The 22,582-nt window shown below is 41.7% G+C and carries 22 protein-coding genes; 12 read left to right on the top strand and 10 right to left on the bottom strand.

Translation table 11 applies throughout. The features are described from left to right. Positions 1-254: 254 nt before the first annotated feature. Positions 255-752: a GNAT family N-acetyltransferase gene (locus CSV76_RS15675; RefSeq protein ID WP_099626182.1), complete on the bottom strand. Its 498-nt coding sequence runs from the start codon at positions 750-752 to the stop codon at positions 255-257. A 273-nt stretch (positions 753-1,025) separates the two neighbouring features. Here CSV76_RS15675 and CSV76_RS15680 point away from each other — a divergent pair, with 273 nt between their 5' ends. The 4 genes from CSV76_RS15680 to CSV76_RS15695 all read left to right on the top strand — a co-directional run bounded on the left by CSV76_RS15680 (position 1,026) and on the right by CSV76_RS15695 (position 3,527). Beyond that, positions 1,026-1,418: a hypothetical protein gene (locus CSV76_RS15680; RefSeq protein ID WP_232319612.1), complete on the top strand. Its 393-nt coding sequence runs from the start codon at positions 1,026-1,028 to the stop codon at positions 1,416-1,418. A 175-nt stretch (positions 1,419-1,593) separates the two neighbouring features. Next, positions 1,594-2,376 carry a helix-turn-helix domain-containing protein gene (locus tag CSV76_RS17935; RefSeq protein WP_158232836.1) on the top strand — a complete coding sequence of 261 codons (783 nt, stop codon included), beginning with the start codon at positions 1,594-1,596 and terminating at the stop codon, positions 2,374-2,376. A gap of 57 nt (positions 2,377-2,433) precedes the next feature. Next, complete coding sequence (gene yidC, locus CSV76_RS15690; protein WP_085427370.1) at positions 2,434-3,216, top strand: membrane protein insertase YidC; 783 nt, start codon at positions 2,434-2,436, stop codon at positions 3,214-3,216. Between the two features lie 62 nt (positions 3,217-3,278). Then, a complete protein-coding gene (locus CSV76_RS15695) occupies positions 3,279-3,527 on the top strand; it encodes a hypothetical protein (RefSeq protein ID WP_085427369.1) in 249 nt (82 codons plus the stop codon). 37 nt (positions 3,528-3,564) lie between these two features. Here CSV76_RS15695 and CSV76_RS15700 read toward each other — a convergent pair whose 3' ends face one another. Continuing rightward, a complete protein-coding gene (locus tag CSV76_RS15700) occupies positions 3,565-4,725 on the bottom strand; it encodes an MFS transporter (RefSeq protein ID WP_099626184.1) in 1,161 nt (386 codons plus the stop codon). Positions 4,726-4,896: 171 nt separating this feature from the next. On the opposite strand from CSV76_RS15700, the gene CSV76_RS15705 reads away from it, so the two are divergent. Further along, entirely contained in the window at positions 4,897-5,814 is a 918-nt protein-coding gene (locus tag CSV76_RS15705; protein ID WP_085427367.1) for a M15 family metallopeptidase, read from the top strand. Positions 5,815-5,852: 38 nt separating this feature from the next. Here CSV76_RS15705 and cls read toward each other — a convergent pair whose 3' ends face one another. From cls to CSV76_RS15735, 5 genes are all read right to left on the bottom strand, one after another. Further along, positions 5,853-7,304: a cardiolipin synthase gene (cls, locus tag CSV76_RS15710; RefSeq protein WP_099626185.1), complete on the bottom strand. Its 1,452-nt coding sequence runs from the start codon at positions 7,302-7,304 to the stop codon at positions 5,853-5,855. Between the two features lie 99 nt (positions 7,305-7,403). Continuing rightward, positions 7,404-8,579, bottom strand: a complete 1,176-nt coding sequence (locus tag CSV76_RS15715; RefSeq protein WP_099626186.1) for an MFS transporter — start codon at positions 8,577-8,579, stop codon at positions 7,404-7,406. 682 nt (positions 8,580-9,261) lie between these two features. After that, positions 9,262-11,667, bottom strand: a complete 2,406-nt coding sequence (locus CSV76_RS15725) for a heavy metal translocating P-type ATPase (protein ID WP_099626188.1) — start codon at positions 11,665-11,667, stop codon at positions 9,262-9,264. 20 nt (positions 11,668-11,687) lie between these two features. Continuing rightward, positions 11,688-11,897, bottom strand: coding sequence for a copper chaperone CopZ (copZ, locus tag CSV76_RS15730; protein WP_085427362.1), 210 nt, complete (start codon positions 11,895-11,897; stop codon positions 11,688-11,690). Positions 11,898-11,909: 12 nt separating this feature from the next. After that, the gene (locus tag CSV76_RS15735; RefSeq protein WP_085427361.1) at positions 11,910-12,260 is read right to left on the bottom strand and encodes a metal-sensitive transcriptional regulator; all 351 of its coding nucleotides are present in this window, start codon (positions 12,258-12,260) and stop codon (positions 11,910-11,912) included. Between the two features lie 221 nt (positions 12,261-12,481). Here CSV76_RS15735 and CSV76_RS17620 point away from each other — a divergent pair, with 221 nt between their 5' ends. Further along, positions 12,482-12,622 carry an Lmo0850 family protein gene (locus tag CSV76_RS17620; protein WP_198166243.1) on the top strand — a complete coding sequence of 47 codons (141 nt, stop codon included), beginning with the start codon at positions 12,482-12,484 and terminating at the stop codon, positions 12,620-12,622. 67 nt (positions 12,623-12,689) lie between these two features. On the opposite strand, the gene CSV76_RS15740 is transcribed toward CSV76_RS17620, so the two are convergent. Both CSV76_RS15740 and CSV76_RS15745 read right to left on the bottom strand, forming a co-directional pair. Continuing rightward, positions 12,690-13,034, bottom strand: coding sequence for a zinc ribbon domain-containing protein YjdM (locus tag CSV76_RS15740; protein ID WP_085427360.1), 345 nt, complete (start codon positions 13,032-13,034; stop codon positions 12,690-12,692). Between the two features lie 71 nt (positions 13,035-13,105). Then, positions 13,106-14,293 carry an FtsW/RodA/SpoVE family cell cycle protein gene (locus CSV76_RS15745; protein ID WP_085427359.1) on the bottom strand — a complete coding sequence of 396 codons (1,188 nt, stop codon included), beginning with the start codon at positions 14,291-14,293 and terminating at the stop codon, positions 13,106-13,108. Between the two features lie 237 nt (positions 14,294-14,530). Between CSV76_RS15745 and CSV76_RS15750 the strand changes: the two genes are divergently transcribed. The 6 genes from CSV76_RS15750 (at position 14,531) to CSV76_RS15775 (ending at position 21,749) form a co-directional block, all read left to right on the top strand. Beyond that, positions 14,531-15,592: a D-alanine--D-alanine ligase gene (locus CSV76_RS15750; protein WP_085427358.1), complete on the top strand. Its 1,062-nt coding sequence runs from the start codon at positions 14,531-14,533 to the stop codon at positions 15,590-15,592. A gap of 14 nt (positions 15,593-15,606) precedes the next feature. Then, entirely contained in the window at positions 15,607-16,977 is a 1,371-nt protein-coding gene (locus tag CSV76_RS15755) for a UDP-N-acetylmuramoyl-tripeptide--D-alanyl-D-alanine ligase (RefSeq protein WP_233204517.1), read from the top strand. Then, positions 16,974-17,666, top strand: a complete 693-nt coding sequence (locus CSV76_RS15760) for an alpha/beta hydrolase (protein ID WP_099626190.1) — start codon at positions 16,974-16,976, stop codon at positions 17,664-17,666. Before CSV76_RS15755 ends, CSV76_RS15760 begins: the two co-directional genes overlap by 4 nt. A gap of 430 nt (positions 17,667-18,096) precedes the next feature. Continuing rightward, complete coding sequence (gene cshA, locus CSV76_RS15765) at positions 18,097-19,608, top strand: degradosome RNA helicase CshA (RefSeq protein WP_099626191.1); 1,512 nt, start codon at positions 18,097-18,099, stop codon at positions 19,606-19,608. A gap of 133 nt (positions 19,609-19,741) precedes the next feature. Beyond that, entirely contained in the window at positions 19,742-20,221 is a 480-nt protein-coding gene (locus CSV76_RS15770; RefSeq protein ID WP_085427354.1) for a PH domain-containing protein, read from the top strand. After that, positions 20,193-21,749 carry a PH domain-containing protein gene (locus tag CSV76_RS15775; RefSeq protein WP_233204518.1) on the top strand — a complete coding sequence of 519 codons (1,557 nt, stop codon included), beginning with the start codon at positions 20,193-20,195 and terminating at the stop codon, positions 21,747-21,749. The genes CSV76_RS15770 and CSV76_RS15775 overlap by 29 nt, the downstream gene beginning before the upstream one ends. A gap of 191 nt (positions 21,750-21,940) precedes the next feature. Here the strand turns inward: CSV76_RS15775 and CSV76_RS15780 are convergent, their stop codons facing one another. After that, a complete protein-coding gene (locus tag CSV76_RS15780) occupies positions 21,941-22,546 on the bottom strand; it encodes a rhomboid family intramembrane serine protease (RefSeq protein ID WP_085427352.1) in 606 nt (201 codons plus the stop codon). Between the last annotated feature and the right edge of the window lie 36 nt (positions 22,547-22,582).

Here is a 22,582-nt window from a genome sequence, read left to right on the forward strand (position 1 = left end):
TAAGGGGAAAGGATAAGGTGAAAAATGAATTAGCCTTCGGTTTATTGGCAGTGAACTTGAGAAAGTACACTGCCAGGGAGGTAAACGTATAGAAGTCGTACAAGGATTTCTATACAAAAAGGGTTCGATCATCAAAAAACGATGATCGAACCCTTTTTTGGCTCACTTCTGGCTAGTTATGTCCCAGCCTCTTGTTATATCTTTTAAATTGCTTCTCTCTCAGCGCTTGGAGAAAACACTTTCAGCACATTATTTTAAGTATGTGCAGGTTGCGTAATAGGCAATGAATAATGAAGAGTATTCACAGCAATACCTTCAAACAACTCCGGAAATGACTCGACAAATCTAAATCCCTGTTTAGCATAGAAATCTTGAAGCGCCATATCATTCTGATCCACATACACATCTATATTTACAGCTTCCTGCAACGTACCTAGCGCCTCTTTTAACAACGCTTCCTCATGCCCGCTATTCAAATACTCTGGAAGCATATGAAGCGCTGTCAGTTCACTTTCACCGTCTACATCAATCGGAGTATAACTTAAATATCCAATCGACTTGCCCTGATCATCTATCGCAAGCAATACCATCGTTTTTTCTAATTGCTTCTTCAGCATTAAGTCGGAATAGGTTCGTTCAATAAACACCTCGATCACTTCTTCAGGTATATGTTCTTGAAATGTATGTTGCCAAGACGTAAGTGCAATCTGTTGAACATCTTGAATATCTTCTACTGTCATTTTACGAATCATAGTGATCTCACCTCTAGTTCTCTTTCTACATAGTATAACAAATTACGCTTTACAAAACTACTATGCCGTAAGAGTGAGGACTACTCTGTTGACGACTTAAAAAACGGCCCAATATACTTCGATTATTGAATTGACATAGAAAAGACATATATAACTTAGATCTACGATAACTAAATAACTAACCATATTGAAGACGTTTGAAAGTACGTTCATGGGGTATATTAAGCAGTAAGTAGAAAATTACTAATAGTATAACGACGGAGGATGGTAAATATGGCTAAAAAATCAAATGGATTATTATTCGCAACACTTGCAGCTGGTGCGTACGCATATTTCAGTAAAAAAGAAAATCGTGATAAGGCAATGGAAACAGTAGGTATGCTAAAAGAAAAAGTAGATACTTTCGTTAATAACAATAAGCTGGTTGATCAAGCGACTGAAAAAATGGGTTATTCAGACCCAACGGATTTAGGCGACAACAACATGGTCTCCGAGGGAGCACAGACAAGTGTTCATTATTACAACCAAGAAGTACAAGATCCAGATAAAAAGGCATCAAAAAAAGATGGTCTTTATAAGAAAAATGAAGATGCTCAAGATAATAAGCCCCTATACAATAAAGATGAAACAACTAAAGAAGCAGAAAAAGACAATAAAACCAATTAAGTTAAATAAGAATAAAATACCAAAAGCGTCCCTTATTAAGGGGCGCTTTAATACATATATAGCGTTAAATGCAGATGAGGTAGATAATCTTGGAGAATAAGGTAAAATGATATACATATAGTAATGTGCCCAGCATAGTTAGATGTATACAGAGAGAATGAGTGGGGTGAGACTCATGACTGGCCAAAAGACAGAAGGTTCTAATCTGGAATTGATTAATGCAATTGAAGAAGAGAGGAGCACAAAAAAGGCAAAGTCGATTTTTAATCTGGAAAAAGAACTCCTCACACAAATCTTCAACTTAGAGAAAGACAATGCACGTTCTACTCTTAAGGAAATTCAAGATGATTTATACAAGAATACGCCTGGATTTACATTTATAGTCGTGAAATACTATTTTATCATCATCTCTTCCCTTGTCACTAGACGGTTACAAACTGAGTGTATTTTAACTGATGAAAATGCTTTTACATTCAGCATAGCTTGTATCGAAATGATTGAAAACAATTTGCATGAAGACAATATGAAGGAAATCGGTGATGAACTAATCGAGTTTTACTGTTACATCTTGAAAGAAAGAGTAAAACCCTCTCTTTCACATGAAACAGTTAATGAAGTGATTCAATATATTAATAAAAATGTTGAAAAGCAATTGATTGTTGAAGACATTGCCAAGCGTTTTAATGTGAGTACTAGTCACCTTTCCCGCATATTCCGAGAATATACTTCAGTTACGCTCGTTGAATACATTACAATTCGTAAAATAGAAGAAGTACAGTATTATTTGCGGTTTTCTGATCAAAAAATAGCGGAAATAGCGGAAAGATTTCATTTTTGTAACCAAAGTTATTTTACACGTGTCTTTAAAAAGTATACGGGGTTAACTCCTAGACGCTTTCGTAAGGATCTGGACGGAAATTACTTTCGTTTTACTATAAATAAAGGTGATTCACTGTAAATTTATCGCTGTTTGCTGTATACTTTTCATTAGTTTGAGATAGCGTAGGTGAAATCATTGAAGAAAAGAATAGGGCTTGTAAGTTTATTGGCAATTACTGCTGTGTTTTTGAGCGGTTGTTCTGGTGTGGAAAACAAAACAGGTATTTTTTACAGTACGTTTGTTAGGCCGATGGATTGGTTACTTCATTATCTAGGTGAAGCTTTCAATGGTAATTATGGTTTTGCAATTATACTGATTACTGTAGCAATTCGTCTAGTTTTGATGCCATTGATGTTAAAGAACTATAAAGCTCAACAAGAGATGAAAGTAAAGATGGATGGATTAAAGCCAGAAATGGATGACATCCAAAAACGAATGAAAATATCTAAAGAATCCAACGACAAAGAAGAGCAAATGAAGCTCCAGCAGGAAATGATGGGACTGTATTCCAAGCATGGCGTCAATCCATTAAATATGGGTTGTTTACCACTTGTGATTCAAATGCCAATCATTATGGGCTTGTATTTCGCCATTCTTTACGCACCACCTGAAGTGAAAAACCATGAATTCTTGTGGTTCAAACTAGGCGAACCGGATATCATCATGATGTTAGTAGCCGGTGCTGTATACTTTGTGCAGGCGCGCGTATCATTATGGACAATGCCTGAGCAACAACAGAAACAAATGAAGTTATTCATTTACATGTCTCCAATTATGATTATGTTCATCTCGTATACTGTGATGGCTGCATTGCCACTTTATTGGGCAGTCGGGGGATTACTGTTAATTTTCCAGACGTATCTTGGACGTAAATTTTATTTTAAAGAAGTAAAGCCAGCAGTCATTGAAGAAAAGTAAGATACAGAAGAGCTGGTGTATACCAGCTTTTTTTGTTTCTAACAATAGAGAGGAAGAGTCACATGAAATTGAAATGGATCATGGGCTTGGCCATTACAGCCTCTGCTGCCGCAGCACTGTACTTTATCATCAAGCTGAATTTGGAGTTTGCCATTTTGTTCATGTTGATAATGTTTACTTTCACAAATACCGCACGAACCTTTATGTATAGAAATCAAGGTCTGCTGCGCGAAGCGAAATGGATGCTTTGGATGGCGTTGTTTTTCGGGATAGCATCACTTGCTACACTGGCGTATATTTTGTTAGTTTGAAAAAAGGAAAGGTCGCATATAATTGCGGTCTTTCCTTTTAGTCATTTTTATGAGAAATGCGCTGTCTCGTCCATAAAATTAAAATTAAAGCAGCAATAGAACAAGCCGCCATACTAAGAAATGCAAAGCGTGGTGACTGATCGTATAGATAACCTGCGGGGAATGTCAGAATCGCTATGCTTAGACTCATTGCGACTGCAGCATAGATGCCTTGGGCAGAAGCGATTAGATAATTCGGTACGTTTTTTGAGATATATTGAACGAATGCAAAATGTGCCATGCCGAATGATACGGAGTGGAGCACCTGCGTTGCGATAAATACGCTTGCTACAGGAAATAAGAAGATGGAAATCCAACGAATTGTAGAACCTGTCGCGGCCATTAAAAAAATAGTGGATGTCTTGACTCCGACCAGAAGACGGTCGGCCTGTGTGAAAAATATAATTTCAAACAATACAGCAATATTGAGTATAACTCCGATATAAAACCCGTTGATACCCATGTCATCTAAAAAGATAAAACCATAGTTGTAATAGGAAGCATGCGCGCCTTGTAGTAAAATCGCAATACATAGCACGATAACAAAAGGTCTATCAGCAAACAGAGCGCGTAATTGTCCTTTTTGTGCAGTCGATTTTGCAACAGGCGATTGTTGGACCACTTCCGGAGCCTGTTGATAGAAAAATAGCAATGCCATACCGAGTCCGATGATCATCATATATAAAATGGCTTGCTCGTTCCAGATAGCTGTTACAGAACCGATTAATAGTAGTGCGACAGTGTAGCCGATCGAACCGAATGAACGGCTCTTCCCATAATGAATGCGTTCATGTTGCATCAATAAGGAAGCACCACTTTCCACGCCTGGAAGGATAATAGGGTATACAGCACTGAACAAAACCGTCAAACCAAATACCACCGAAAATGGACTTTCCGGAAGATAAGCTAGCGCGACAATGAACGATAATAGCGTAGTCCAGCGTATAACGCGCAAAAGTGACAAGTTTCGCATGGCGTATGGAAATAGAAAAAACGTTGAAAAGGATCTAGCAATCATACCGGCCCCCATAACAATGCTAGCCTGCGTCACCGTTAAGCCTTTTGCTGAAGTCAACCAACCTGTCCAATAAGGTAAGAAGATGCCCCACGTAAAGAAAAACACAAAAAAGCTCATAGAGAGCCAACGTTGATTATTCAAATGCAATACCTCACAATAATAGCTGAATCTTAAGTTAGGTAAATATTATCATAGACAGACGAAAAAGAAAAATAATGATACACTAGAATACATAGTTTGAAACAAAGCTTACGCTATATTAAAAAGAGAGTAGATATTTAATAAGCGTTTCAGAAAGAAAGCAGGTATTGTATGAGAAACAATAGAGACGATAAAAAGCGTAAGAGGAAAAATAAATGGATAGATGGAGGTATCATTTTGATCTTCATTATCCTTGCGGGTAGTGTGATATGGATTGGGACGAATGAATGGAGTGTGGAGAAGGCGCTAGATAGTATTCAAAGTGAAACAGAATCATCTACCGACTTTCAAGAAATAGAAGAGTCAGTGGATTCTAGCCTAACGGATACAACAGAACGTCATGACGAAGAAAAAGCTCCTTTACCGAGTGAAGAACGACTTCGTGACGTAGATAAGCCATTGATCAATGAAACTCAAGAAGAAACGTCCGTGGAAAAAGCGGTACCTCAAAAACCAGTGAAACCTTCTAACCCGACTAGCTATATCAAAGGACAGAAATTACCTAAAGAACCGATGCTTATACATGGCGTTTTACTTGCTAATAAACAATATCCTCTACCGGAAGATTACGCACCTGGAGAAAGCGAAGAAGCGAGAGAGGCATTCAATGAATTAGCGGCCTCAGCTTTAACATCTGGTATTAATTTGCAAGCGTTCAGTACCTATCGTTCGTATGACTATCAAGTGACTTTATATAACCGATATGTAGAAAGAGACGGACAGGAAGCAGCCGACCGGTATAGTGCGCGTCCAGGCTATTCAGAGCATCAGACAGGGCTTGCGTTTGATATCGGGGAAGTGAATCATGAAAAACATTGGGCGTCGAATTCGTTTGGAGATACAGAAGCGGCTAAGTGGCTCGCTGCTAACGCTCATCAATATGGATTTATCCTTCGTTATCCTGAAGGAAAAGAAGAAATGACTGGCTACATGCATGAATCCTGGCATTATCGTTATGTTGGAAAAGACATGGCGGAACAAATATTCAAACGTAACATTACATTGGAAGAATATTTAGAAGTACGATAAAAACAGCCGACAGAAGATATATTCTCTGTCGGCTGTTTTTATAAGATTGGAGAAAGTAAGCGAGAAATCGATTCTTTAACTTTGATCAATCGCTCACGCTCCAAATACGCATCTAGTGTTAACTCGGTTGAATTCTGAATATCCTCCTCGAAAATCTCCGCCAACTCATGAGATTTTTCCCGGTCATAAATAAAAGCATTCACTTCGAAGTTCAAGCGGAAACTGCGAACATCAATATTCGCTGTTCCGACAGACGATACTTGATCGTCTACTACAATTTGCTTGGCGTGGATAAAGCCATTTTCATAAATGTATACTCTCGCTCCAGCTTTTAGTAACAGTCCGATATTCGAATAGGTCGCCCAGTAGACAAACATGTGATCCGGCTTATTAGGGATCATGATCCGAACGTCCACACCTGATAAACATGCAATGCGAAGAGCGTCCAACATACTTGTGTCAGGAATAAAATAAGGCGTCTGAATGTAGATATAGTCTTTCGCCAAGAATATCATCTTCAAATAGCCATCTTTAATATCTTCCCACTCGGAATCGGGTCCACTAGATACAATCTGCATTCCTACAGTTCCTTTACGGGGAATGGCAGGGAAGAATCGTTCATCATACTGAATATTTGTTCTCGGTGATGCCTGGTTCCAATCGAGTATAAAGCGCGTCTGTAAGGGATGAACTGCACTTCCTTCAATACGAAGATGTGTATCGCGCCAATAACCGAACTTTTTGCTGAGTCCTAAATATTCATCGCCGACGTTAAAACCACCGATGTATCCGATTCTTCCGTCAATAATAACGATTTTTCGGTGATTCCGGTAGTTTAAACGTGGATTGATCAGTGGTAGCAAGGCAGGGAAAAATGCAGCAACTTCACCACCACTAGTAATTAATTCCCGAAAGTGCCTCACATGCAAACCACGTGAGCCAATATCGTCAAACAACATCCGTACTTTCACGCCAGATTTCGCTTTACGGATTAGAAGCTCTTCAATTCGTTTCCCTATTCCGTCGAGACGGAAAATATAATACTGAATATGGATATGATCACGAGCGTGTTCCAAGTCCTCGAGTAGTGCTTCAAACTTCTCTTGACCGTCTGTGAATATCTGCACATCATTATCCTGTGTTAGTACGGAATGATTATTGCGTAAATGCAAATAGATCATATCGCCATATTCTTCTGTATCGGTCTTTAGAAACTCGAATGTTTCATTTTCTATTGCCTCAAGTTGATAATTAATCAGCTTTTCAATACCGATTTTATTCCTGCCTTCCCAGCGGAATAAGTGCTTCTGTCGCAATTGTCGACCGAGTAATAAATAAATAACAAAGCCTAAAATTGGAATAAAGAATAGCACGAGAAGCCATGCCCAAGTACTGGTAGGATCTCGACGCTCTAAAAATATCAAAGCGACCGCTAGAAATATATTAATAACCAACGTACTTGTGATAATCAAACTAATCACTTGCGTCATAAGCTTCCTCCCACGGGATATATACTATTCCTTTAGTATAACGGAGTTGTGAAAAAATAACCTGTTTACATAGCAAGATAAAATTCCATCCGTATGGTATCAAGCAGCAGGTTCTGCAGTGCTTCGTAAAGACCGTGTTGATTTACGGAAAATAAATACTAAGATTATAGAGAGTAAGGCGATAATTGCAGAAATAAAGTACATATTACCTGCTTGCAAGGTGAATACCCATGTAAATAACAACGGACCAATAATTCGCCCCATATTATCCATAGAGTAGGAGAGACCCGCGGCAGTTCCATACATACCGCCCGATTCTTTAGTTGTGAGTGACACGAGTACTGTTCTGACAAGCGCGTTACCGGCAGTGAATACACTCATTGCAAAACCTGCCCATAGTAAACTCGTGGAAAATGGAATGAGTATTAGGCCGATTGCTGTAACGACTTGCGCGACAATAATCCACGAAGTTTCTGTACCATTCTTCACCCGTCGTACCACACCACCTTGAATGGCGGCATCCACAAGACCACTTGCCATAAATAAATAGCCAAGTTGCAATGGTGTAATTTGAATTTTATCGATTTGAAACAGCTGGAATGTCGCTTCGACGCCAGCAAGTAAAAACGTGATGATGAATGATGTGATGAATAGATAGCGAATACGATACGTCCATAAGGTAGAAGCACCTTTTGGGATAATAGCTCGTTTATTCCCTTCACTATGACGGTCAGGCTCTTTGAGGATAATCATAGCGTACACGGTTAATAGCAGAGTCAATGAACCGGAAGCGAAGAATGGTAGTTGTAAATGGACGTCACCAAGAATACCCCCAATTGCTGGTCCGAAAATGAATCCGAGACCGATTGACATGCCGAGTAGACCCATGTACTTATTCCGATTCTCTTCTGTCGTGATATCAGCAACAAACCCAGTCACTGCGGTATATAACGCACCTGAGAAGATACCTCCTACTACGCGCGAAACATAGAGCAGAACTATATGGTGCATAAACGCTGCGAATAAGAAGAAGCTTACGCTAAAACCGAGCAAGCCGATCATTATCAGTTTTTTTCTACCTGTACGATCAGACAGCGCGCCCCATAATGGCGCGGTGAAGAATGAGGACAAGGCATAGATCGTCAGCAGACCACCGACATGCACTTCTGAAAAGCCTTCAGCTAGGATGACTTCGGGTAAAATAGGGATGATGATGCCGAATCCGAGGTAAACGAAGAACTGGACGGACATCAATAATAAGATCGTTTTCTTCATATGTAACCTGCTTTCTGTCTGAATAGTTTCTTTCTTATCGTACGATGAAAAGGGGGAGCGTTCAAGTAGGAGTGAGGGAATTGGTATACGTGAGGGGACGGAAGCAGATTGTAGATGGTTTTTGAAATATTTAAAGTCAAATTCAAATTCAAATTCAAAGTCAAAGTCAAAGTCAAAGTCTTAGGAGTAGTGAGTGAGTTTGTGAGTGGTTCGGGATGGAAGCTCCAGTTGGGGGACGCTTTCCCATGGGCCCGCGGTGAGCCAACTGTTCGCTGCGCTCTCTTAGTTGTCTCACCTGATCGGGCTGATCCTGCGGGGAAGAGCCGTAACGAAGAACGGCTTTTGCGAGTAAAAGCGCAGCGTTAGGAGCACATCTTTGCACTTCGCCCCCAACTTCCGCTTCCATCCTACTTTTATAGTGCAGGTACTTAGATCACTCACTGTAGGTAGTGTGTGAATTATTGTTTTGTTTTAACTTCTTTAGATTCAAGTTCTACAGTTCAAAATCGATTACAATACTTATTTTAATGAGCAACAAAAGGTATCATCTATTTACATTACAAATCCCCACCCCAACACTCCTGCCAGCCTATCTGTTTAGCTTATTTAACCTTCACTTCAAAAACAAAAAAGACTACCCCAGAAAGTCGTATGTTCCGACTTCTGGGGTAGCCTAATAATTTTAATGCAACTTCACACGCTGTAGACGTAAGGCGTTCAACACGACTGACACCGAACTGAATGCCATCGCAGCGCCTGCTAGCCATGGTGCTAGCAGACCGGCTGCGGCAATTGGAATGCCGATCGAGTTATACGCAAGTGCCCAGAACAAGTTCTGCTTAATGTTCCGGACCGTCAACCCACTCATCTTCACTGTATCCACAACGCGCAATAAATCACCATGCATCAACGTCACGTCAGCCGCTTCCATCGCGACCGCTGTTCCAGTACCCATCGCCATACCGATATCGGCAACTGCGAGGGCAGGTGCATCGTTAATACCGTCACCGACCATCGCGACACGCTTTCCTTCAGCCTGTAACGAACGAATGACTTCTGCTTTACGGTCCGGCAATACGCCTGCAATTACATGATCGATTCCAGCCGTATTCGCAATAGCCTGTGCCGTCATTTGCTGATCGCCAGTTAACATGATGATATCGAGACCCATAGCCCGTAGCTCAGCAATGGCCTGACTAGATGTTTCCTTTATCGTATCAGCAACGGCAATGACCGCTTCATGTACACCGTCTAACGCCATGAACATAACCGTCTTTCCGTCGCCTTCCATTTGTTCTACGGAAGCAATTGTCGGATCAAATACCACATCATAGCGAGAGAGTAGATTCTTTGTACCGAGTAAAACAGTCTGTCCATCAATCACTGTGCGAATTCCGTAACCTGGAATCGCTTCGAATGAATCAACCGTTGGCAATGTAGAAACTTGCTCCAATCCATAAGATGTAATAGCTTTTGCAACAGGGTGCTCAGAGTCACTTTCGGAAGCCGCAGCAAGTGATAGCAATGACAGTCGCTGATTTTCGTCGCGAATATGGAAATCTGTCAGTTCTGGAAGACCTTTTGTGATCGTTCCTGTTTTATCGAATACAATCGTATCAATAGAACGGGTCTGCTCCATTGCTTCAGCCGTTTTAAATAACACGCCTTCTTCTGCAGCACGTCCTGAACCTGCCATTATAGAAGTTGGAGTAGCGAGACCTAGTGCACACGGACATGCAATGACCAGTACGGCAATCATGCTTGTTAGAGAAGCTTCGAAATCGCCAGGTGCGACTGCGAAATACCAGATGAGAAACGTAATGATCGCAATTCCGACAACAATAGGTACAAACACGCCAGAAATTCGGTCAGCCAGCCGTTGGATGGGTGCTTTTGATCCTTGTGCTTCTTCTACGACCCGAATGATCGTTGATAGCATCGTGTCTTTACCTACGTTCGATGCTTCTACGCGTAATGAACCGTTAGCATTCACTGTAGCGGCGAATACTTCATCACCGTTTTGTTTGTCAACAGGTAAGCTTTCGCCTGTTAGCATCGACTCATCCACTGCGGAAGCTCCTGACAAGATAATTCCGTCCACTGGAATAGAAGCTCCAGGACGAATAACTAGAATATCTCCGTGAGCTACTTCGTGAATAGGTATTTCTATGACTTCACCATCGCGTTCTAAAATAGCCACTTGTGGTTGCAACTTCATCAGATTTTTTATTGCATCTGATGAACGACCTTTAGCGCGTGCTTCGAATACTTTACCTAATAAAATCAATGTGATTAACACGGCACTTGTTTCGAAATACAACCCATGTTCTAGTGCAAAACCGGTCAATACAAGATAGACCGAATAGAAATAGGCGGCAGACGTACCGAGTACAACCAGTACGTCCATATTGGCACTGCCATTACGTAGCGCAGCATACGCGCCTTTATAGAACGTAGCCCCAATCCAAAACTGTACGGGTGTAGCTAATGCCCATTGGAAATAAGGGTTCATAAATATTTCCGGCACATACATCCAAGAAGTGAAGGAAAAGTGTGCGAACATCGTCCACAAAAGCGGCAAGGACAGGATAGCGGAAATAATCAGCTTGCGCGTCTTTTCATCTATCTCTTTCTGCCGATGATCAGTTTGTTCAGCGGATTCCTCTGAACGAGGTGCCGCTTCATAACCGATCTTTTTTATCTTTTGTAAAATATCCGTCAAATCTAAAGCGGCAGGGTCATAGCTTACATGAGCTGTTTCAAGTGCTAAGTTGACGGAAGCGGATTGAATGCCAGACGTACGTGACAATACTTTTTCAATCCGTGCGGAACAAGCCGCGCATGTCATGCCACTAATATTAAGATTTACCTCTTCCATCAGCACATCATAACCTAGCTTGCGAATTCGTTCTTCTACGTCAGTTAATCCGATTTGTTCGGAATCAAATGTAACAGCTGCTTTTTCTGTCGCAAAATTCACGTTAGCAGTAGATACGCCTTCTAATCGTTGTAGACCTTTTTCAATGCGATTAGCACAAGCTGCACACGTCATACCAGTAATAGCGAATTCTGATTTTTGTTCACTCATGATGCAGGACACCTCTTTCGTTACGCTTCGACGTCATATCCTTGATCTTCAATTGCTTCTGTCATCTGAGCTACGTTTAACGCTGATTCATCGTACTGAACTACTACGTTATTGGCTTTTAAATCAACCAAAGCACGTTCTACTCCTGCTAATTCTGTTAAAGCACCTTCAACTGCTTGTACACAATGGTTGCATGTCATTCCTGATACTTTCAATGTTGTTTCTGTCATGTATGATTCCTCCTATTTTCTAATTAATTTAGCTATGGTTTTGACCAGTTCATCTAATACTTCTTCGTCCCCTTCAGCTAATCTGGTTTTGACACAGCCTTTTAAGTGTCCGTCCAATAAAACATTGGCGACACTATTCAAAGCAGATTGTGTAGCGGACAGCTGGGTAATAATATCATCACAATAGACATCGCGCTCTACCATTCCCTTAATGCCACGGATCTGGCCTTCGATACGGTTTAAACGATGCGTCAAGTTCGTCTTAATTTCTTCTGAATGATGACTCTTGCGGCAGGAAACTTCTACTTCTTCTAGCAAAGGGTCTTCGGGTAATAATGTCACTGGTTGTCCACCACCTTTCATATATTTTCATCCTAACATACGTATGGGGGGTATGTGAAATCATCTGTTTTTTGAAAAAAGGTTTAAAACTTGCAAAAAAAGTGAAAATGTAACATAAATGAAAGATTTAAAATGCAAGTAAAGTGGTATGATATAAGTAATCAATAATTTTTTAAAAAATCGAGAACTTCATAAGTGATAAAACGTCTATATAATTAACCCAGAAGGTTGAGGTGGAAGAAGTGGCTAAAGAGATGGATTTCAAGAAGATTATTTCCAATTTGGCAAAGCTTGGTGTTTCCGCAAAACTCACAAAATCTAGAAGCGATATGTTGCAAGCGTTGACGCCTGCAGTACAAGTACCGCCTGTTCAAACCAACTAAACATCAGATCATACGAAAAGCTCACCCTCGAATATTCGAGGGTGAGCTTTTCGCGTTAGGTGAAGTGTTAAATTTTCTTCACAAACTCCGATTTTAGTTGCATAGCGCCAAATCCATCAATTTTACAATCGATATTGTGGTCGCCCTCTACTAAACGGATACTTTTTACTTTCGTTCCCATTTTCAGTGGATTGGAACTTCCTTTTACTTTTAAATCTTTGATGACTGTTACAGAATCTCCATCCTGCAACACATTGCCATTAGCATCCTTGATCTCTGGCGTTTCTAATGAGTCGGATTCTTCCACTGACCCTGGAGTCCACTCGTATGCACATTCCGGACAAACAAGAAGGTTTCCATCTTCGTACGTATATTCCGATTGGCATTTTGGACAATTTGGTAAAGTTGACATAAAAAAACCCCCATTCCTATACAGTCTACACAATTTGTGACTGCTCGAAAAGGGGGCGTGGCATTCATTCATTACAAATCATCGTCATCCGCATCGAATAAATAGGTCCGCTGATGGAACTTCATACTAAAGATTAAACCGATGGCCAGCATATTGCTGAATAAGGAACTTCCTCCGTAACTGATGAACGGCAATGGGATTCCTGTAATCGGCAATAGTTGAATATTCATGCCGATGTTTTCGAACACATGGAACGCAATCATCGCAATGATACCCGTACATACATATACGCTAAACGGATCATGTAGTGAAAGGGCTACTTTTGTTAAATGATAAATTAAAATGAAATACAAGGTGATGACTAAACATGCACCGATAAAACCGTATTCTTCACCTATTACACTGAAGATGAAGTCGGTATGATTCTCGGGGATGTAAACGACGCGCTCTAGAAACCCTTTTCCTGTCAGTTCTCCTGAGCCTATTGCTGTCATTGCTGTAATCAGGTTATACCCTTCGTCGGTCGGGTAAGAGTACGGGTCAAGCCATGAATACACTCGCTTAAACTGATAAGGTGAGAAGCCGAATTTATCGAGTAAGTCTTGTGCGAATAATGACATCCATAATATTCCGCCCGCGGCTGCAGCGCCCAACGAAAAGATAGGCACGAGCAGTTTCCATGAAATACCCGAAACGATGACGATAGCTGCCGTAATCGATATAAATACCAGTGAAGTTCCGAGGTCGGGTTGCTTCATGATAAGGAATAGCGGAACGACTAGCATTAGCGCAATTTTACCAAGCAACAGTAAATCGGTTGTATAGGTCCTGTTTAAAGAACGTTCGTTATGCGTGCTGACCATCTTGGCAAGTCCAATAATAAAGAACGTTTTAATGAACTCAGCAGGCTGAATGGTTCCGATGACAGGTAAATGCAACCATCGCTTTGCACTGTAGCGCATTTCTGCAATTTGACCTGGTCCACCGGGCGCCAACATAAGAAAAACCAATAGAAAAATACCGAAACCATAGAAATACCAAGCGAACTTTTTATACTGTTCTGGTTCAAAGTACATCACCATTGCGACGATGAAGGAACCGAGTATATACCACCTCACTTGTTTTAAAACGAAGTTCTGTGTATATTGCTCAGAGGTTTGAGCAGATCCAATGACGAAAAAACTGATGATCGCGAAAAGTAAAATGATAAAGGCAAGTGTCCAGTCAAATCGTTCACCTAGCCTGTTTGATTGCTTCAATTATGAACTCACCTTTTCTTAAGCTAGTATTCTCTTACTATAATCACCTATTATATCGCAAAACTTTTTAAGAAGTACACCCATTACTAGACGAGTTGTGAAATGATTGGTTTCTATTAGAAGTAAAAAGAAGTAAAAAGAAGTAAAAAGAATGAAGAACGTTGGCTTTTCATTCATGAATTGGCTCCGTTCATGGTAAACTGTATGAATGAAAACTACGGAATGCGAGGAGATTACATGAAAAGACGATTAGGTTTAGTATATGGCGGGAAATCCGCAGAGCATGAAGTGTCACTATCCACAGCGCGCGCGGTTACACAAGCGCTTGATTTAGATAAGTATGAAGTGTTACCCATCTATATTACGATGCAAGGTGAGTGGCTGAAGGGTGAACCGTTGACTGGACCTGTGTCGGAGATCGAGACATTACGTCTAAAAAGTGAACAACCGAAGTCGGATGACATCAGTAGCTTTTTACAAGGAGATATGCCCGACGTTATTTTGCCACTTCTTCACGGAACAAATGGGGAAGACGGAACCGTACAAGGATTATTTGAAGTTTTAAACATCCCATATGCGGGTAATGGGGTGCTTGCTTCTTCAGCAGGCATGGATAAAGTTGTAATGAAACAATTATTTGCTCAAGCCGGATTAGCGCAAGTTGCATATGTCCACTTTATACGTAGTGCGTGGAAAGAACACGCTGAGCAATTATTAGATCAGGCGGAACAAGAACTATCGTATCCGATGTTCGTCAAACCGGCTAACCTTGGATCGAGTGTCGGAATCAGTAAAGCAGACGATCGTGAATCGCTTAAAACAGCAATTGAGTTAGCGTTGAAGTTCGATCGCAAAATTATCGTTGAGCAAGGCATCGTGGCACGTGAAATCGAAATGGCAGTCCTTGGAAACGATCAACCTAAAGTGTCGATTGCAGGAGAAATTCGTCCAGTTGCTGACTTTTACGATTATGAAGCCAAATACAAAGATCAAAGCACAGAGTTATCGATTCCCGCTGAAGTGCCAGATACTGTCGCAGAGCATATGAACGATATGGCGATCCGTGCATTTAAAGTTCTCGACTGTTCAGGGCTCGTACGCGCAGACTTTTTCGTCACAGCAGACGATGAAGTATTGATCAATGAAGTGAATACATTACCAGGCTTCACGCCAACTAGTATGTTCCCATTGCTGTGGCAAAAATCCGGATTGACCTATCCTGAATTAATCGATCAGCTAATTGAACTGGCAGTAGAACGTCATATAGAAAAGCAACAACTACAATATACAATGGACTGAGTGGAGGAAGTATCGTGAAACGAAATCTATCAACGATCCAGCAATGGCTTCAAGCAGAAGGACAGCATATCGCAGCGCAACAAGTGACAGGCGTCTGCATCGATTCACGGAATGTGCAAGCAGGGGATTTGTTCATCCCTTTTAGAGGGGAACAAGTAAATGGCCATCAATACGTCAAAGGGGCGATTGAGAAAGGTGCAATCGCAGCACTATGGCTGAAAGATGAACCGAATCCGCCCGCAGATATACCACTGTTGTTCGTCGAGGATTCAGAGCTCGCATTACAGCAAATGGCCCGTAGCTACCGAAGTGAATTGACGTGTACTGTCATCGGAGTAACCGGATCGAATGGTAAAACGTCGACAAAAGATCTGATTGCCGGAGTATTATCACCTTATCGCAAAGTGAAAAAGACGGAAGGCAACTTCAATAATGAGCTTGGCTTGCCGTTAACATTATTATCTATTGAAGACGACACAGAAGTTGCCATTCTTGAAATGGGGATGAGTGGCTTTGGAGAAATCTCTTTCTTGTCAACACTTGCTAAACCGCAGTTTGCTGTCATAACAAATATTGGTGAGGCGCATATGCAAGATCTTGGTTCTCGTGAAGGGATTGCCAAAGCAAAGTTTGAAATTACCGACGGTTTGACGAGTGGCGGCATGCTATTGTACGACGGTGACGAACCATTGCTGCAAGAGCTAGTACGCCAGCAACCGGATTTCTATAGTGTGTCATTCGGCTATGAACAAGCAGATTTGACTGCGCAACATATTTTATCTACCGATAAAGGCAGTTCATTCACTGTGACGGGTAAACTTGAAGGTCAGTTTACGATTCCTGTTTACGGGTCCCATCAAGTGAAAAACGCACTGGCCGCGGTAATGATCGCAAAAGAGTTGGGGCTAAGCGAAAAACAAATCGAAGAGTCACTAAGTGGAACGTTGTTAACGGATATGCGCATGCAACCAATGGTGGGAAAAAACGGATCATTACTTATTAATGATGCTTATAACGCAGCGCCAACTTCTATGCGTGCGGCATTCCGTTTTATAGATGAAACGTCCGTCAAAGAAGACAAATGGCTCGTCCTTGGCGATATGTTGGAGCTTGGCACCGATGAACGGCACTATCATGAAGGACTGGCGGAGGATTTAAAGAAAATGAACGTGAAGGGAATTGCGCTCTTTGGATCACGCATGAAGTGGTTGGCTGATCAATTGACGGATTATCCGGGAGAAGTCATGTGGACAGCGAATGATACGGACTTGCTGGCGGAGGCATTGCGCCCGAAACTAACAGAGCAGACAGTAATACTGTTTAAAGGATCTAGAGGAATGAAGTTAGAACGAATCATCGCGATGCTTACAGAGGAACAGTTGTGACGACAGGTGTTCTCATCGTTCACGGATTCACGGGCGGTCCTTTTGAAGTCGCTCCGTTCAAGAGGTTTCTACAGAATCATACCGATTGGAAAGTAGTAGTGCCAGTTTTACCTGGGCATGAAATGGACCGGGGTATCCAGAAAGGCTCAGCCAAGTCATGGATGATGGTCGCGGAATTAGAATTAAGAAGACTACAAAAAGAAGTGGATAACGTCATAGTCGTCGGCTTCTCTATGGGTGGTTTAATCGCCATGTATTTGGCTCTGCGTTATCCTATAAAAAAACTTGTGCTATTAAGTGCTGCGGCAAAATATATTAGTCCACGTATTTTATTGGAGGACGCTAGAATCATGATGAGTTCCTTAAGACATAGGGATTTTCCTCCTGATTCGTTCTATCATCTGTATAACTATAAGCTGACAAATACTCCAGTGCGTGTGGCGTTAGAGTTTTTGCGCGTAGTACGCGTAGTGCGACCGTATCATCATCAAGTCAAAACGCCTGTTTGTATCGTGCAGGGGAAGCAAGATGGTATCGTCCCCGCAGTCACAGCAGATTTACTGTACGAACAGCTTGGATCAAAAGAAAAGCATCTAATTTATTCTGAACATGGCAAACACCATATTTGTTATAGCGAAGATCGCCATGTATGGTTTCCAAAAGTACTGAAGTTCATGGGCAAAGACTGATTAATGGAACTTAAGCGGATTCGTTGCAGTCTTGTGTAAGCCATGGTAGAATGATGAAAGGAATTGGATACATTTACACGGCACTCTTCCGTTATACTACACGGAGAGTACTTTTTTTTGAATAAAACGGTGATTAGTAGGCAGACTAGCAATGATTTGCTGTTTTCACCGCTCGGCAAGGACCGAGCTTTCCTTGTATGTCACGGGTTTTACATTGTGCTGTATAAAAATCTGGACGCAATTACGATAGGTGTAATTGATATGACCCCTCTGCACCCACAAGAATCCTTCTAGAAGATTCTTTTTATAAACCAGAGATGGATATATCGGAAACGCTCCCAACTTTCAAAGTACATGGCTCGAATTTGCCGCGCTTTCATTTGCAGATGTAACCAATTGTCAAATGGAGAAATAAAGGAGATTGAATATTTTGACGAAGTTTTCAGAATTGAACATTAGTGAAACAACACAAAACGCTTTGCTACGCATGGGGTTTGAAGAGGCAACACCAATCCAAGAGGGAACAATCACTTTTGGTATGGAAGGCCGCGACGTAATCGGGCAAGCACAAACAGGTACTGGTAAAACGGCAGCATTCGGTATTCCAATCATTGAGAAATTGGATCCTAAAAGCACTGCAGTTCAGGCTTTGGTCATCGCACCAACACGTGAATTGGCAATCCAAGTATCCGAAGAAATTTACAAAGTAGGCTACGGCAGCCGTGCGAAAGTACTTTCCGTTTATGGCGGACAGGAAATCGGGCGTCAAATCCGTGCACTTCGTAATAATCCAAATATCGTAGTCGGTACACCGGGACGTATTTTGGATCATATTAACCGTAAAACATTGAAGCTTGATCATGTTCAAACACTTGTTTTGGATGAAGCAGATGAAATGTTGAACATGGGATTCATCGAAGATATCAATACAATTCTTGCAAGCGTACCGGCTGAGCGTCAGACGTTGCTATTCTCAGCAACTATGCCAGCTCCGATCCGTAAAATTGCAGAAACTTTCATGAAAAACCCAGAAATGGTTAAAATTAAATCAAAAGAAATGACTGTTGAGAATATTGAACAGTTCTTCGTAAAGTCTCATGAACGTGAGAAATTTGATGTGTTATCAAGATTGTTGAACGTTCAACAACCTGAATTGGCTATCGTATTCGGACGCACAAAGCGCCGGGTAGATGAGTTGGCTCATGCACTAAGTATTCGCGGCTATATTGCCGAAGGAATCCACGGTGACTTGACACAAGCGAAACGTATGTCAGTTTTGCGTCAGTTCAAAGACAATAAAATCGATGTACTTGTAGCGACAGACGTAGCTGCACGTGGATTAGACATCTCAGGTGTAACACACGTGTACAACTTTGATATTCCACAAGACCCAGAAAGCTATGTTCACCGTATCGGTCGTACTGGCCGTGCTGGTAAAAGTGGAGTGGCTGTTACATTCGTAACACCACGTGAAATGGGCTACCTTCGCATCGTTGAGGAAACGACTAAGAAGCGTATGACTCCTTTACGTCCACCAACTTCTGATGAGGCTTTGCTTGAACAGAAGAAAAATGCTGTGGAAGCATTGGAAGAAACAATCAATCAGCACAATTCAGAAGATTATGCTGGATTAGCAGCACAGTTGCTTGAGAAATATGATGCAAAAGAAATTTTGTCAGCTGCTCTTAAGTCATTGACTAAAGACGTTGATGAGACGCCTGTTAGTATTTCTGAAGAGCGTCCATTACCTTCACGTGGTTCTTCACGTTCAGGTGGCGGTTATAAAGGCGGCAATCGTAGCGGCGGCGGACGTTCACAAGGCGGACGTGGCAGAAGCGGTGGTTCAGCTGGCGGATCTAATAGACGTAGCAGTGGGCCTCGTGATGGCGCAAGAAGAGATGGCGCATCAAGACGCAGCAGCAGTAATCGTTCAGAAAGATAAGAATAGACAAAATCCGGGCCTGCATTATAGCAGCCCGGATTTTTTTGTCGTGAATATGATATGATCGATTAAATGAAACATTTTTCATGTTGTTACGTATGTATGTGTAGGTATTCGAAAAGAGGTGGATCTAGTGAGGCAACAACCTTCAAATCAAATCTCCAGAAAAGGGTTAACGGTATGGAGATTATATGGAACGATTCAAAGTGTTATTATACTGGTAATCGCAGTCGGCGTTGGTTTTTTATCGTATTTTTTTGATTGGCCCGTTTGGATTATGATTGTCGTTTCTGTAGTCGTACTATTATATGCATTTTTATCAATTTATTTATTTCCGAAAATACGTTGGCAACGCTGGCGTTACGAAGTGCGTGAAGCGGAGATAGAGCTACAACACGGTTTATTCATCGTCAATCGCACGCTTATACCGATGGTGCGTGTTCAGCACGTGGATACAGCAGAAGGGCCAATTCTACGCAAATATGGTCTAGCGTCCATCACGATTTCTACTGCGGCAACAAATCATTCCATTCCTGCATTGGTAACGGAAGAGGCGGATGAACTGCGCAATCGGATATCGACGTTTGCAAGGGTGGCGAAAGACGATGTCTGAACAACGCTATAAACTTCATTGGATCACAGCTGTCGTCGAGACTGCGAAAACACTGAAAGATTTAATTGGTCCATTCATTATTTTAGTCTTTGTGAATGGCTTCAAAGGAGAAAGTACAGCGCCTTGGTATATCCAATATTGGACGTTACTCCTATTCGGTGTATTAATCGTATTTACGCTCGTATCAGGTATTGTGAAATGGCGTCGCTTCGACTATTGGTTCGAGGACCAAGAACTGCGCATCGTATCGGGTTTGTTTGTCAGGAAAAAGCGTTATATCCCTTTTGACCGCATTCAAAGCTTAGATTACACAGAAGGTATTTTTCACCGTCCATTTCAATTAGTAAAGGTTAAAATCGAAACGGCGGGGTCTTCTTCCGGTAAAGATGCTGAAGCGGAATTGACTGCGATCACGAAAGAGGCAGCCGAACAGATTGAACGTGAAATTCAACAAGCGAAAAAAGTGAAGATAATCGGACCTATGCCTGACTTGTCTGATCAAGAGGAATGGCAGTTGTTTCGAGAAACTGAAGAAGAAATTCAAACTGTGCATCAACCAGCACCCGTGATTTTCTCTATGACGACAGGCGACTTGCTCATGCTTGCGACAACGTCAGGGGGCATTGGGGTTATTTTATCCGGTGCTCTCGTGTTTTTATCACAAATCGAAGAACTTATACCGTACGACTGGTTGTTTGGAGAGTTAGAATCGTTCATCCGTATTGGCGTCTTCGTCATCACGATTTTAATAGTACTCGGTTTTCTGATCGTTTGGCTACTATCCGTTGCGATGACATTCCTTGCGAATTATGATTTCAAAGTCATGCTTGAGAAAGATGATCTAATCATAACGAGGGGGTTGCTTGAGAAGAAACGAGTAACTGTTCCGTTGAAACGTGTACAAAATATTACTATAGCTGAAAATCCTTTACGCCAACTATTCGGCTATGGGGCGGTCATTATCAACAGTGCGGGAGGAGTAGGGGAAGGTTCACGAATCAATCTTTTTCCTTTAGCAAAACGAAACCGCATTATAGAACCGTTGCAGGAGCTGTTTCCAAATATAGACTTTAGTGAGCCAAAAGAGAAAATCGGAAGCAGGGGTAAGCGTTTTTATTACCGTTTTAAGTTACTCGTGACATTGATTCCAATAGCGATTGTCTCGTATAACTTTTTCCCGTATGGCTTGCTGACATTGTTGCTCTTACCGCTAGTTGGATTGCTTGGCATTTGGCAATACAATACAGCTGCATACACGATCTTGCCAAAGCAATTGACGATGCGTTTCCGCGCAATCAGTCGGCAGACGGTGTTCACTGAGAAGAATCGTATTCAGTCGATGGAAGTAGATCAGAACTATTTCCACCGGAGAAAAAGAGTCGCAACCATCACTGCCAATGTCAAATCTGGCATGACACTCGACGCTCCAGCGATTCGCCACATGCCACAGGAAGATGCGGAAAAGTTCCTGTCTTGGTATGAATATCATCCAGAAATTCCAGAAACACAAACAGAGCCAGACAACTAAACCTGTCTGGCTTTTGTGGCTTAATGAAATTAGAAAGGCTGGCATTGGTGTTAGATAGGGGATTTTCATTGCGGACCCTCCATAACGCGTCCGTCTAGAACGCAAATCCCCACCCCAACACATGTGTAAAATTCTCTGTTTCAATGCAAAAAGCCAGACAAGGACTATCCCTTATCTGACTTTGCATCACACTATTTTTTTCTCCAACTGACGATGTTCTTCGGATTGAAAAAGCTCAGTCCAATCAGGAAGCCAGTGATCAGCCCAGCAATATGCGCTGTCACGTTAATGTTCGTCCCGACAAATGTCATCACAATACTAATGACGATAATCGGTAAAATAACCTGTCTCAACTGCGGGAATGCATGCTTCGTGTAATACACAAGCGCACCAAACGCACCGAACACACCGAAAATCGCTCCACTTGCACCGACATGGGTATAAGCAGCAGGCTGCACGAAGTATGTTGCGATATCTCCGAACAAGCCGGCTAACATATACACCGTAATAAAACGTGCTTTCCCTGCAATCTTTTCAAGCTCTGGCCCGAAAACGAAAAGCGAGAACATGTTAAATAACAGGTGCATGAAACCGCCGTGCAAAAACATCGGTGTTATTAGGCGCCAATACTCTCCATTCGCAATGAGGAAGTTATCCCCCAAGCCGAGTAAAAAGAGTTGATCTCCAATGCCGGGAATCAGTGTATAGATAAATATCCCGATATTCAAGGCTAACAAAAATGTCACGACGGGATAGGCGCGAACATATTGTGAAAAGTTTTCTGTTCGTATAAACATGGTTTCACCTCAATCTTCTTTACTGATTATACATAG

Origin of the sequence: Sporosarcina sp. P17b, assembly GCF_002743115.1 — a bacterium.
Taxonomy (GTDB): domain Bacteria; phylum Bacillota; class Bacilli; order Bacillales_A; family Planococcaceae; genus Sporosarcina; species Sporosarcina ureae_C.

What these genes read in the sequence shown, in the direction of transcription:
- CSV76_RS15675 (WP_099626182.1), bottom strand. Translation starts at nt 752, where the DNA reads ATGATTCGTAAAATGACAGTAGAAGATATTCAAGATGTTCAACAGATT.
- CSV76_RS15680 (WP_232319612.1), top strand. Translation starts at nt 1,026, where the DNA reads ATGGCTAAAAAATCAAATGGATTATTATTCGCAACACTTGCAGCTGGT.
- CSV76_RS17935 (WP_158232836.1), top strand. Translation starts at nt 1,594, where the DNA reads ATGACTGGCCAAAAGACAGAAGGTTCTAATCTGGAATTGATTAATGCA.
- CSV76_RS15695 (WP_085427369.1), top strand. Translation starts at nt 3,279, where the DNA reads ATGAAATTGAAATGGATCATGGGCTTGGCCATTACAGCCTCTGCTGCC.
- CSV76_RS15705 (WP_085427367.1), top strand. Translation starts at nt 4,897, where the DNA reads ATGAGAAACAATAGAGACGATAAAAAGCGTAAGAGGAAAAATAAATGG.
- cls (WP_099626185.1), bottom strand. Translation starts at nt 7,304, where the DNA reads ATGACGCAAGTGATTAGTTTGATTATCACAAGTACGTTGGTTATTAAT.
- CSV76_RS15715 (WP_099626186.1), bottom strand. Translation starts at nt 8,579, where the DNA reads ATGAAGAAAACGATCTTATTATTGATGTCCGTCCAGTTCTTCGTTTAC.
- CSV76_RS15725 (WP_099626188.1), bottom strand. Translation starts at nt 11,667, where the DNA reads ATGAGTGAACAAAAATCAGAATTCGCTATTACTGGTATGACGTGTGCA.
- copZ (WP_085427362.1), bottom strand. Translation starts at nt 11,897, where the DNA reads ATGACAGAAACAACATTGAAAGTATCAGGAATGACATGCAACCATTGT.
- CSV76_RS15735 (WP_085427361.1), bottom strand. Translation starts at nt 12,260, where the DNA reads ATGAAAGGTGGTGGACAACCAGTGACATTATTACCCGAAGACCCTTTG.
- CSV76_RS15740 (WP_085427360.1), bottom strand. Translation starts at nt 13,034, where the DNA reads ATGTCAACTTTACCAAATTGTCCAAAATGCCAATCGGAATATACGTAC.
- CSV76_RS15750 (WP_085427358.1), top strand. Translation starts at nt 14,531, where the DNA reads ATGAAAAGACGATTAGGTTTAGTATATGGCGGGAAATCCGCAGAGCAT.
- CSV76_RS15780 (WP_085427352.1), bottom strand. Translation starts at nt 22,546, where the DNA reads ATGTTTATACGAACAGAAAACTTTTCACAATATGTTCGCGCCTATCCC.